The following is a 12532-nucleotide window of genomic DNA, read 5'->3' on the forward strand; positions in this document are numbered from 1 at the left end:
TTCATCACCCAGTTGGGTCGCAACTTCCAGGTGATCTACGAGCAGGCCAACGCCCACGGCCAGAAGGTCCAGGCCGCCGGCAGCAACATGGCGCAAACCGACAGCGCCGTCGGCTCCAGCTGGGCCTGAACCGACAGCAATAAGTGTGGCCGCACACCGGTGGGTGTGCGGCCACACTTGTGCGCCGGCAGATCAGCCGCCCATCGGCGAACGGGGAATCACCGACGACCGGACCCCGACCCGCTGAACCGCACCGTCGGCTTCGCGCCCGACCATGCCCCCGAGCGGCAGCTTGGAAACCGTGGCGCCATGCGCCGCAGCCGGGACCGCGCCGAATTGGCCTTCCGGTAGCGCAACGGCCCCGGCCGGGGTCACGGGTGCCGTCGACAGCGCCTCCGCCCAGCTTGGTGGCACCGACAACGTTCCCAGCGAGGACGCCTGGCCCAGGCTGGCCGATGCTGCAGGACTGGTGATCGCCGGCACCCCCGCCGCCCCTAGCGGGCCCAAGCCGCCCGATTGGGTCAGCTCGTCGGCGCCCAGGTAGTCCAGTCCCACGCCGAAGAAGTCGAGCCCAACACCACCGCCGTCCAAACCGACCAGCCCGACCGCGTCCATCCCCAGCCCGGTCGTATCTTCAACCAGCCCCAGCTGGCTCCCGCTGAGGCCGGTCAACCCCGTCGCCGCCCCCTCCAGAACGTCCACGCTGTTACCGGCCCCCTTGAGCGCGCCCTTGCCGGAAATGCCGGTCAGACTCGACAAGGCGGTGATCGGCGCACTGGCCCCGGACGACGCCACGGTTGCTGCGTTGCCCGTCGCCGCCGATGACAGCGCCCCGGTGGAGGGCCCCGGGGCGGCCATCGCCTGCAGAACCTGGGGAACCGCGGACAGCGACGACGTCATGGTCTGCGCATCGGCACCGGCCGAGCCCCCGACCGCGTTGCTCATCGCGGCCGCTTGGCTGGCCAGGCCACCCGGATTGGTGGTCTGCGGCGGGCACTCGAACGGCGCCAGACTCGTCACCGCCGCGGAGCTGTCGGCATAGGCGTACATCGCCGCGGCGTCCCGTGCCCACATTTCGCTGTAGTGCGCCTCGGTGGCCGCGATCGCCGGTGTGTTCTGACCCAGAATGTTGGTCGCCACGAGCGCCGCCAGCTCGGCCCGGTTCGCCGCGATCACCGGCGGCGGCACCGTCATGACGAAGGCCGATTCATAGGCGGTTACTGCGGCTGCGGCCTGAGCGGCCGCTTGCTCGCAGCCTACGGCGGTGGCCCGCATCCACGCCAGGTAGGGCGCGGCGGCGGCCGCCATGGACATCGACGCCGGCCCCGCCCACGACTGCACCGTCACGCTTGACACTACTGACTCGTAACCGCTTGCCACGGAATGCAATTCGGTTGCCAGATCCTGCCATCCTGTGGCCGCGGCCAGCATCGTCCCCGGCCCCGGGCCCGCATACAAGCGACCGGAATTGACTTCCGGCGGCAGTCCCCCAAAATCCATCGCGCATCCCTCCCTGCTGCGTGTTATTTGTCGTGGCTCACCTGCGGCTTTGGTACCCCCGGCGGGAGACAGGCCGCCGTACCGGCTCGAGGTCAGCCCCCCGTCCCGAGCACTGCATCAAAGCCACCAAACCGCGCAGCGGCTGCAGAACTTCGTCAATACGGCCCGACCCGGTGGAGCCTTCGGCTAGTTGCCGGCGGGTGTTGCGGCATCCGCTCCCCAATAGCTGACGCCAACAAAATGCACATCAAACACTTGCATATAACACATATACGCCCGTCGCCGCGGGAAGCGCCGGAAGCCGCCGGACACGGCTACATTTGAGGTTGCTATGAGCTCTGTGACGATCCCATGTGAGCTTGACAGTATGGGGAACCATGACCGCAATGACCGGACAACCTCGCACTCAACGTCCGCGCCAAGCCATTCTGGGGCAGCTGCCCCGCATTCATCGTGCCGACGGTTCACCGATCCGCGTCTTACTGGTCGACGACGAGCCCGCGCTGACCAACCTGGTCAAGATGGCGCTGCATTACGAAGGCTGGGACGTCGAGATAGCACACAACGGTCGGGAGGCCATCGCCAAGTTCGAAAGAATCGGCCCCGACGTTCTGGTCCTGGACATCATGTTGCCCGATGTGGACGGGCTGCAGATTCTGCAGCGGGTCCGCGAGTCCGAGGACTACACGCCGACCCTGTTCCTGACCGCCCGGGACTCGGTGATGGATCGGGTTACCGGTCTGACCGCCGGCGCCGACGATTACATGACCAAACCGTTCAGCCTCGAGGAACTGGTCGCCCGGCTGCGCGGACTGCTGCGCCGTTCCAGTCATCTGGCGCCCCCGGCTGATGAATCCCTCAAGGTGGGCGACCTCAAGCTGGACGCCGCCAGCCGCGAAGTCACCCGGGGCGGCACACCGATATCGCTGTCGTCGACCGAGTTCGAGTTGCTGAGGTTCCTGATGCGCAATCCGCGTCGCGCGCTGAGCCGCACCGAGATCCTCGACCGCGTCTGGAACTACGACTTCGCCGGACGCACCAGCATTGTCGACCTCTATATCTCGTATCTGAGGAAGAAGATCGACGCTGACCGCGAGCCGATGATTCACACCGTCCGCGGGATTGGATACATGCTGCGACCAGCCGAATGAGCCGGCAGTGACCGGGGACCGCAACACTCCTCGCTGGTTTCCCCGTTCATTACGCGGGCAGTTGTTGCTCGGCGTACTGGCCGTCGTGACGGTGGTGCTGGTGGCCGTGGGCGCCGTCTCGGTACTCAGCCTGCGTGGTTACGTCACCGCGATGAACGACGCCGAGGTCGCGGAGTCCCTACATGCGCTGAGCCACTCCTACGCCAGATACCGCAATGGCGAACACACGTCGGTTCACAGCGGCACTCCCCCGGTATCCCAGGCGCTGCTGGAGTTCACGGGGCAAACCCCGGGGAACCTCATTGCCGTGGTGCGCGACGGTGTGGTGATCGGCTCGGCCGTCTTCTCCGAGGACGAGCCACAACCTGCGCCGCCCGACGTGATCCGCGCCATCGAAGCACAATCCTGGGACGACGGCCCATCCCGTGTCGAAACCCTGGGCAGCTTGGGTTCCTATCAGGTTGCCAGCCGCGCGGCCGGAACCGACCGTCTCATTGTCGGCGTCTCGCTCAATCTCGCCGACCAGATCATCGCCCGCAAGAACATCACCACCACCGTGCTTGTCGCGACTGCACTGGTGATCACGGCGGTACTCACGGTCTGGGTGGTCGGATACGCCCTTCGGCCGCTGCGTCGGCTCGCCGCAACCGCCGCCGAAGTCGCCGCATTGCCGCTTGCCGGCGAGGACCACCGGATCAGCGTGCGGGTCCGGCCGGAGGACACCGACCCGGACAACGAAGTCGGAATTGTCGGGAATACGTTGAATCGGTTGCTGGACAACGTGGATAGCGCATTGCAGCACCGTGTCGACTCCGATCTGCGGATGCGGCAGTTCATCACCGACGCCAGCCACGAGCTGCGGACCCCACTCGCCGCCATCCAGGGCTACGCGGAACTGACCCGTCAAGACAGTTCGGCCCTGCCACCCACCACCGAATATGCGTTGGCGCGCATCGAGTCCGAGGCACGTCGAATGGCCTCACTGGTGGACGAGCTGCTGCTGCTGTCCCGCCTGGGCGAGGGAGAAGACCTCCAAACCGAAGACCTCGACTTGACCGATCTGGTCATGAACGCCGTGAACGACGCGACGGTGGCAGCGCCGAGCCACCAGTGGGTCAAAGAGCTGCCCGACGAACCGGTGTTGGTCAACGGCGATCATGCCCGGCTGCACCAGCTCGTCAGCAACCTGCTCACCAACGCCTGGGTGCACACTCCGCCCGGCGTCACCGTGACCACCGGGATCACCCGTCATTTCGATGCACCTGAGGGGTCATACGTCGAGCTGACGGTGACCGACGACGGGCCCGGCATCGACCCCGACGTCGTGCCCCATCTGTTCGAGCGGTTCGTACGCGCCAACACATCGCGCTCGGATCCGGCTGGCCACGGATTGGGCCTGGCCATTGTCAACTCGATCGTCAAGGCGCACCACGGCTCGGTCACCGCCGAGTCCGCACAAGGCCGGACGGTTTTTCGGGTCAGACTGCCGATGATCGACCGGGCGAGCACGGCCACCGGATAGCCAGTACGGCCGTAAAACTCGCCGGGGCCGCCGTAAAGAAACCGTTAAGGCGGCTCCCGCTCGGCGTCGGCGGCGCCTAGCCTCTGTCTGGCCCGCTACCGGAGGGCGGTTCGTCGTTTCGTGTCGAGAAAGACAGATATGTCCGTGGTGGTTTACCTGGCGCTGACCGTGGCCGTCTTTGCCGCGCTCAGCGCACTGCTGAGGTTGGACCTATGAGCGCCGCCAACGCCGTCGGTCTGGCCCTTGCGGTGCTCGTGGCGCTGTTGCTGGTGGCCGCCCTGGTGTATCCGGAGAAGTTCTGATGAGCGACACCACAGCGGCCGTGTTGTTCCTCGGGCTGCTGGTCGCCGCACTGACGGCGGTACACGTCCCGCTCGGCGACTACATGTTTCGCGTGTACAGCTCCGAAACACACTGGCGCACAGAACGTTTCATTTACCGATTGATCGGCGCGGATCCCGATGCCGAACAGACGTGGGCGGCGTATGCCCGTAGCGTGCTGGCTTTTTCGGCAGTGAGCGTCATATTCCTGTTCGCCCTGCAGCTGGTGCAGGACAAGCTGCCGCTGCACCTTGCCCATCCGGCTACACCGATGACACCGGCACTTGCCTGGAACACGGCGGTCAGCTTCGTCACCAACACCAATTGGCAGGCATATTCCGGAGAATCCACCCAGGGGCACCTGGTACAGATGGCCGGTTTGGCGGTGCAGAACTTCGTGTCCGCAGCGGTGGGCATGGCCGTTGCCGTGGCCCTCGTCCGGGGATTTGCCCGCAACCGCACCGGTGAACTCGGCAACTTCTGGGTGGACCTGGTGCGCGGCACGCTGCGCATCCTCCTGCCGATAGCCGTGCTGGGCGCGGTGGTGCTCGTCATGGGCGGCGTGGTCCAGAACTTCCATCTCAACGATCAGGTTGTCACCACGCTGGCCGGAACACCGCAGACCATCCCGGGCGGCCCGGTCGCCAGCCAGGAGGTGATCAAGGAACTCGGCACCAACGGCGGCGGCTTCTACAACGCCAACTCGGCACACCCGTTTGAGAACCCGACCGCCTGGACCAACTGGGTGGAAATCTTCCTGCTGCTGGTCATCAGCTCCGCGCTGCCCCGGACGTTCGGCCGGCTGGTGGGCAGCAAGCGGCAGGGCTACGCGATTGCGGCGATCGTCGCGGTGATCGCCGTCTTCAGCGTCACCACGATGATGTTGTTACAGCTGCAGCACCACGGCACCGTGCCCAGCGCGGTGGGTGCGTCGACCGAAGGAGTCGAGCAGCGCTTCGGCGTTGCCGACTCAGCGGTCTTCGCCGACGCCACCACGCTGACATCCACCGGAGCCGTCGACTCGACGCACGACTCCTACACCAGCCTGGGCGGCATGATGACGCTGTTCAACATGCAACTGGGCGAGGTCGCACCCGGCGGCACCGGCTCCGGCCTATACGGCCTCCTGATCCTGGCCGTCATCACCGTGTTCGTCGCCGGGTTGATGGTCGGGCGGACCCCGGAATACCTCGGCAAGAAGATCAGACCCCGGGAAATGAAACTGGCGGCCGGATATTTTCTGGTGACTCCGCTGATCGTGCTGGTGGGCACCGCCGTAGCAATGGCCCTGCCCGGCGAGCGGGACGGCATGGCCAACACCGGGCCACACGGCCTGTCGGAGGTGCTCTATGCGTTCACCTCGGCGGCCAACAACAATGGTTCGGCGTTTGCGGGTCTGGCGGTCAACACGGTCTGGTACAACACCGCCTTGGGCTTGGCGATGCTCTTCGGTCGCTTCCTGCCGATGATTCTGGTGCTGGCACTGGCCGGTTCGCTGGCCCGGCAGGGCACCACCCCGGAATCGGCCGGGACCTTACCCACCCACCGGCCGCAGTTCGTCGGCCTGGTGGTCGGTGTGACCGTCATCCTGGTGGCCCTGACGTTCCTGCCCGCGCTGGCGCTCGGGCCGCTCGCCGAAGGGATCCACTGAAACCGTGACGCGTACCACCACTTCGGCTAGACACCTGCTCGATCCGGCGTTGCTGCTGCGGTCGCTGCCCGACGCGCTGCGCAAGCTCGACCCGCGCACCTTGTGGCGCAATCCCGTGATGTTCATCGTCGAGATCGGTGCCACGTGGGCAGCGATCCTGGCGATCGGCGACAGCACCTGGTTCAGCTGGCTGGTCGTGTTCTGGCTTTGGCTCACCGTCATTTTCGCCAACCTTGCCGAAGCGGTAGCCGAGGGACGCGGCAAAGCGCAGGCCGACACCTTGCGGCGGGCGAAGGCCGACACCGTCGCACACCGGCTGCGGAATTGGTCACCGGGAACTGCAGGCACACCCGAAGACCCCGAAGACGTTGCCGCGCCACTGCTGCAGCCGGGCGACATCGTCGTCGTCGCGGCGGGCGAGGTCATTCCCGGCGACGGTGACGTGGTGGAAGGCATTGCCTCCGTTGACGAATCGGCCATCACCGGAGAGTCGGCACCGGTGATCCGCGAATCCGGCGGCGACCGCTCATCGGTGACCGGTGGTACGACCGTGCTGTCGGATCGCATCGTCATCAGAATCACCCAAAAACCGGGCGAGAGCTTCGTGGACCGGATGATCGCGCTGGTGGAGGGCGCCAACCGGCAGAAGACCCCCAACGAGATCGCGCTCAACATCCTGCTCGCGGCGCTGACCATCATCTTCGTATTCGCGGTCGCCACGCTGCAGCCGCTGGCGATCTACTCCAAAGCCAACAACCCGGGTGTGCCCGATACCCAGGCGCTTGGCGCCGGCGGCATCAGCGGCATCGTGGCGGTCGCGCTGCTGGTGTGCTTGATTCCCACCACAATTGGGGCGCTGTTGTCGGCAATCGGGATCGCGGGCATGGACCGGCTGGTGCAACGCAACGTGCTGGCCATGTCCGGACGGGCGGTCGAGGCCGCCGGGGACGTCAACACGCTGCTGCTGGACAAGACCGGGACCATCACCCTCGGCAATCGGGAGGCGTCGGAATTCATTCCGGTGCACGGGATCAGCGCCGAGGAGCTCGCCGACGCCGCACAGCTGTCCAGCCTGGCCGACGAAACACCGGAGGGGCGCTCCATCGTGGTCTATGCCAAACAGGCGTACGGATTGCGCGCCCACACCCCGGGCGACCTCGACGACGCCTCCTGGGTGGAATTCACTGCGGTGACCCGGATGTCGGGTGTCGACCTGGACGGGCGAAAGCTGCGGAAGGGAGCGGCCAGCTCGGTCGCCGAATGGGTACGCGGCAACGGCGGCGATGTTCCGGCCGAACTCGGACAGATTGTCGACGGCATTTCCGCCGCCGGGGGCACGCCGCTGGTGGTGGGCCGGGTGGATCACCGAAAAGCGCAGGTGCTCGGGGTCATTCACCTCAAAGACGTGGTCAAGCAGGGCATGCGGGCGCGCTTCGACGCGATGCGCCAGATGGGAATTCGCACCGTGATGATCACCGGTGATAACCCGTTGACCGCCAAAGTAATTGCCGATGAAGCCGGTGTCGACGACTTTCTGGCCGAGGCCACACCCGAGGACAAGCTGATGCTGATCAAGCACGAGCAGCACGGCGGGCGCCTGGTTGCGATGACCGGCGACGGCACCAACGACGCGCCGGCACTGGCCCAGGCCGATGTCGGGGTGGCGATGAACACCGGCACCGCTGCCGCCAAGGAAGCCGGCAACATGGTGGATCTGGATTCCGATCCCACCAAGCTCATCGAGATCGTCGAAATCGGTAAGCAATTGCTGATCACCCGCGGTGCGCTGACCACATTTTCGATCGCCAACGACATCGCCAAGTATTTCGCCATCATCCCGGCGATGTTCGTAGCCCTGTTCCCCGGCCTGGATCTGCTCAACGTGATGCGGCTACACAGCCCGCAATCGGCCATCCTGTCCGCGGTGATCTTCAATGCCGTCATCATCATCGCGCTGATTCCACTGGCATTGCGCGGGGTCCGCTACACGCCCAGCCGCGCCTCGAAGCTGCTCAGCCGCAACCTCTACCGCTACGGCGTCGGTGGCCTCATAGCGCCGTTCATCGGGATCAAGGTCATCGACTTGGTCGTCCAACTACTGCCGGGGATGTCGTAGATGGTTCGCCAACATTGGGCCGCGCTGCGCGCCCTGCTCGTTTTCACCGTTCTCCTCGGCGTCGGCTACCCGATGCTCATCTGGTTGGTGGCGGGGCTTCCCGGGCTGCATGACAAGGCGCAAGGTTCCATTGTCGACGCCGGCGGCAAGCCGGTGGGCAGCAGGCTGATCGGGCAGTCCTACATCGATGCCGCCGGCCGCCCGTTGCCGCAGTATTTCCAGGGCCGGCCGTCGGCCGCCGGCGCCGGATACGACCCGTTGTCCAGCGGCGGCAGCAATCTGGGGCCGGAAAGCATCGTGGATGTGCCCGCCGACCCGGCAAAGCTGGCTGCCGGCGCAACTCCGGCCGAGGCCGGGTTCCGGCCGGGTCTGCTGACCCAGGTGTGTTCGCGCAGTGCGGCGGTGGCGCGATTCGAGGGCCTCGACGTGGCGGCGGGATCACGTCCGTTTTGCACGCCCGGCGGTGTGGGGGCGGTGCTGTCGGTGATCGGTCCGCGCGATGCGCGCGGCAATGTCTCGCGTCCAACCAGGGTGGTCAGCGTCAACGAGCCCTGCCCGGACGTCAAACAGCCCTTCCTGGACCGCTACGAGGGCGTAGCGGTCCAGTGCGCCGTGTTCGGTGAGAACTACTCGCTCGGCCAGATCGTGCCCATTCGTGGCGCGGCACCGGAGGTCCCGCTGATTCCGGCCGATGCCGTCACGGCCAGTGGCAGCGGGCTGGACCCGGACATCTCGCCGGCCTACGCCGAGCTGCAGATTCCCCGGGTAGCCCGGGCCCGGCACGCCACACCGGATCAGATCCGAGCCGTGGTAGCGCAGACGCGAAGCGGCCGCACCCTGGACATATTCGGCCAGGCGTGCGTCAATGTGCTGCAGCTCAATCTGGAACTCGACCGCAGATACCCGGCCTAACGTTGCGGGTGGATGATGGTTGTGTGAGCGCCGTCGACCCCCCTCGCAAACGCGGAGAGCTCCGCATCTATCTGGGGGCGGCGCCGGGAGTCGGCAAGACGTACGCGATGCTCGGTGAAGCGCACCGCCGGCTGGAACGCGGCACCGACCTGGTGGCCGCCGTGGTCGAGACCCATGGGCGCATGAAAACCGCTGCGCTGCTTGAGGGCATCGAAATCATTCCGTCGCACTACGTCGAATACCGCGGCACCACGTTCCCCGAACTCGACGTGCCCGCCGTGCTGGCGCGCCACCCGCAGGTGGTACTGGTCGACGAGCTGGCCCATACCAATACCCCAGGTAGCAAAAACCACAAACGCTGGCAAGACGTCGAGGAATTGCTCGACGCCGGAATCACCGTGATCTCCACGGTGAACATCCAGCATCTGGAAAGCCTCAACGACGTCGTCGCCCAGATCACCGGCATCGAACAGAAGGAAACCCTGCCCGATTCCGTGGTGCGCCAGGCGGCTCAGGTGGAACTCATCGACATCACACCGGAGGCGTTGCGCCGCAGGCTTTCCCACGGCAATGTCTATGCGTCCGACAAGATCGACGCCGCATTGTCCAACTACTTCCGCCGCGGAAACCTGACCGCGCTAAGGGAACTGGCGCTGCTGTGGCTGGCCGACCAGGTGGACACCGCGCTGGCCAAATACCGCGCGGAGAACCAGATCACCGAGCTCTGGGAAGCGCGTGAACGCGTCGTCGTGGCCGTCACTGGCGGCCCGGAGTCAGAGACGTTGGTGCGGCGGGCATCGCGGATCGCATCGAAATCCAGTGCCGAGCTGATGGTGGTGCACGTCATCCGCGGCGACGGGCTGGCGGGTCTGTCGGAGGCGCGGATGAGCAAGATCCGCGAACTGGCCGGCAGCCTGGACGCCTCGCTGCACACCGTGGTCGGTGACGACGTCGCCGACGCCCTGCTGGATTTCGCCCGCGAAATCAACGCCACTCAGCTGGTGATCGGCACCTCGCGCCGGACCCGGTGGGCGCGGCTGTTCGAGGAGGGTATCGGCCAGGCCATCGTCGAGCGGTCGGGCAAGATCGACGTGCATTTGGTCACTCATGAGGAGTCCCGGCGCGGCCTGCGAACCACGCCGATCGCGCCCCGGGAGCGACGGGTCGCGTCGTGGCTCGCGGCGGTCATCGTCCCGTCGCTGATCTGCGCGATCACCGTGGCCGTGCTGGACCGCTATCTGGACACCAGCGGTGAAAGCGCGTTGTTCTTCGTCGGGGTCCTCGTGGTGGCACTGCTGGGAGGCGTTGCCCCGGCCGCCCTTTCGGCGGTGTTATCCAGCCTGTTGCTGAATTACTATCTGACCGATCCGCGTCACACGTTCACCATCGCAGAACCCTCGGCCGCCGTGACCGAAGCGGTCCTGCTCCTGGTGGCGGTCGCGGTCGCGGTCCTTGTCGACGGTGCGGCCAAACGAGCGCGGGAGGCCCGCCGCGCATCACAAGAGGCCGAGCTGCTGACGTTGTTCGCCGGATCGGTGCTGCGCGGCGCAGACCTGGAAACACTGCTGGAGCGAGTGCGCGAAACCTATTCGCAGCGCGCGGTCAGCATGCTGCGCGAGTATGCCGACGAAGACCGCCCACGCAGTGAGGTGGTAGCCTCCGTCGGCAAAGAGCCCTGTGCCACAGTCGATTCCGCCGACACCGCCATCGAGGTCGGTGACGACGAATTCTGGATGCTGATGGGCGGAAAGAAACTTTCCGCGCGGGACCGCCGAGTGCTCAATGCGGTGGCCAGACAGGCCGCGGGTCTGGTCAGGCAGCGCGAGATGGCCGAAGAAGCCAGCCGCACCGAAGCGATCGTGCGTGCCGACGAACTGCGACGCTCACTGCTGTCGGCGGTCAGCCACGATCTGCGCACCCCGCTGGCCGCGGCCAAGGTCGCGGTGTCCAGCTTGCGCGCCCAGGACATCGCGTTCTCCCCGGCGGACACCGCCGAATTACTGGCCACCATCGAAGAATCCATCGACGCGCTCACCGCATTGGTCGGAAACCTGCTCGATTCGTCGCGGCTTGCCGCCGGCGTGCTGCGCCCGGATCTGCGGAGGGTGTACTTGGAAGAAGAGGTCCAGCACGCGTTGGTCAGCATCGGCAAGGGCGCCACCGGCTTTTACCGATCGGCCATCGACCGCGTCAAGGTCGACGTCGGAGGCGCCGTGGTCATGGCCGACGCCGGTCTGCTGGAACGGGTCTTGGCCAACCTCATCGACAACGCGCTGCGCTATGCGCCGGACTGCGTCGTGCGGGTCAACGCCGGCCGGGTGGGCGAGCGCGTGCTGATCAACGTCATCGACGAGGGCCCCGGGGTCCCGCCGGGAACCCAAGGGCAGATCTTCGAACCCTTTCAGCGCCTTGGCGATAACGACAACACCACCGGTGTCGGTCTGGGAATGTCGGTGGCGCGAGGTTTCGTCGAGGCAATGGGCGGCACCGTCGCCGCGGGAGATACCCCGGGCGGCGGCCTGACCGTCGTCGTCGACCTGGCCGCGCCGCACGAAGACGGTGACTTATGACCCGCGCCGACGACGATGCAGAGCGAAGCGATGAACAGGAGCGGCGCCGATGACCCGCGTGCTGGTGATCGACGACGAGCCGCACATCCTGCGGGCGCTGCGCATCAACCTGACTGTGCGCGGCTACGAGGTGATCACCGCTTCGACGGGTGCCGGCGCGCTGCGCGCCGCCGCCGAGCACCCACCCGACGTGGTAATCCTGGACCTCGGCCTGCCCGACATCTCGGGCATCGACGTGCTGGCCGGGCTCCGCGGCTGGCTCACGGCGCCGGTGATCGTGTTGTCGGCGCGGACCGATTCGTCCGACAAGGTCGAGGCCCTGGACGCGGGCGCCGACGACTACGTCACGAAACCCTTTGGCATGGACGAGTTTCTGGCCAGGCTACGCGCGGCGGTGCGCCGCAACGCCGCGGCGTCGGAGGTGGATCAGCCGGTTGTCGAAACCGACGCGTTCACGGTCGATTTGGCCGCGAAGAAGGTCACGAAGAACGGTGCCGAAGTGCATCTGACCCCGACCGAATGGGGCATGCTCGAGGTCCTGGTGCGCAACCGCGGCAAGCTGGTCGGCCGCGAGGAGCTGCTCAAGGAGGTATGGGGACCCGCCTACGCCACCGAAACCCATTACCTGCGGGTGTATCTGGCGCAGCTGCGGCGCAAACTGGAAGGCGACCCATCACACCCCAAGCACCTGCTGACCGAGTCCGGAATGGGCTACCGCTTCGAAGCTTGACTGACAGGCGCCGCTTGCACCGCGGTGCCGCCCTTGGGGCCGTAGTGGCCCGGATGTGG

General features: G+C 66.3%; 9 protein-coding genes and 1 pseudogene. 9 read left to right on the top strand and 1 reads right to left on the bottom strand.

Annotated features, from left to right (window positions below):
• Window positions 1-129: pseudogene (gene esxL, locus EET13_RS22210) on the top strand (type VII secretion system ESX-5 protein EsxL); the annotation flags it as partial.
• 63 nt (window positions 130-192) lie between these two features.
• On the opposite strand, the gene EET13_RS22215 reads toward esxL, so the two are convergent.
• Window positions 193-1500 carry a PPE family protein gene (locus tag EET13_RS22215; protein WP_122444293.1) on the bottom strand — a complete coding sequence of 436 codons (1308 nt, stop codon included), beginning with the start codon at window positions 1498-1500 and terminating at the stop codon, window positions 193-195.
• 377 nt (window positions 1501-1877) lie between these two features.
• Here EET13_RS22215 and EET13_RS22220 point away from each other — a divergent pair, with 377 nt between their 5' ends.
• The 8 genes from EET13_RS22220 to EET13_RS22255 all read left to right on the top strand — a co-directional run bounded on the left by EET13_RS22220 (window position 1878) and on the right by EET13_RS22255 (window position 12473).
• The gene (locus EET13_RS22220; protein WP_122444294.1) at window positions 1878-2651 is read left to right on the top strand and encodes a response regulator transcription factor; all 774 of its coding nucleotides are present in this window, start codon (window positions 1878-1880) and stop codon (window positions 2649-2651) included.
• A 7-nt stretch (window positions 2652-2658) separates the two neighbouring features.
• Window positions 2659-4173, top strand: coding sequence for a sensor histidine kinase (locus EET13_RS22225; RefSeq protein WP_122444295.1), 1515 nt, complete (start codon window positions 2659-2661; stop codon window positions 4171-4173).
• Window positions 4174-4385: 212 nt separating this feature from the next.
• Window positions 4386-4475 carry a hypothetical protein gene (locus EET13_RS31845; protein WP_023367046.1) on the top strand — a complete coding sequence of 30 codons (90 nt, stop codon included), beginning with the start codon at window positions 4386-4388 and terminating at the stop codon, window positions 4473-4475.
• A complete protein-coding gene (kdpA, locus tag EET13_RS22235) occupies window positions 4475-6145 on the top strand; it encodes a potassium-transporting ATPase subunit KdpA (protein WP_122444296.1) in 1671 nt (556 codons plus the stop codon). Before EET13_RS31845 ends, kdpA begins: the two co-directional genes overlap by 1 nt.
• A 4-nt stretch (window positions 6146-6149) precedes the next feature.
• Window positions 6150-8261: a potassium-transporting ATPase subunit KdpB gene (gene kdpB, locus EET13_RS22240; RefSeq protein WP_122444297.1), complete on the top strand. Its 2112-nt coding sequence runs from the start codon at window positions 6150-6152 to the stop codon at window positions 8259-8261.
• Window positions 8262-9173 carry a potassium-transporting ATPase subunit C gene (locus EET13_RS22245; RefSeq protein ID WP_122444298.1) on the top strand — a complete coding sequence of 304 codons (912 nt, stop codon included), beginning with the start codon at window positions 8262-8264 and terminating at the stop codon, window positions 9171-9173. It abuts the gene before it with no gap.
• Window positions 9161-11743: a sensor histidine kinase gene (locus tag EET13_RS22250; protein WP_244604055.1), complete on the top strand. Its 2583-nt coding sequence runs from the start codon at window positions 9161-9163 to the stop codon at window positions 11741-11743. Before EET13_RS22245 ends, EET13_RS22250 begins: the two co-directional genes overlap by 13 nt.
• Before the next feature lie 49 nt (window positions 11744-11792).
• Window positions 11793-12473, top strand: a complete 681-nt coding sequence (locus EET13_RS22255; RefSeq protein WP_122444300.1) for a response regulator — start codon at window positions 11793-11795, stop codon at window positions 12471-12473.
• Window positions 12474-12532 lie beyond the last annotated feature (59 nt).

Origin of the sequence: Mycobacterium attenuatum, assembly GCF_900566085.1 — a bacterium.
Classification (GTDB): domain Bacteria; phylum Actinomycetota; class Actinomycetes; order Mycobacteriales; family Mycobacteriaceae; genus Mycobacterium; species Mycobacterium attenuatum.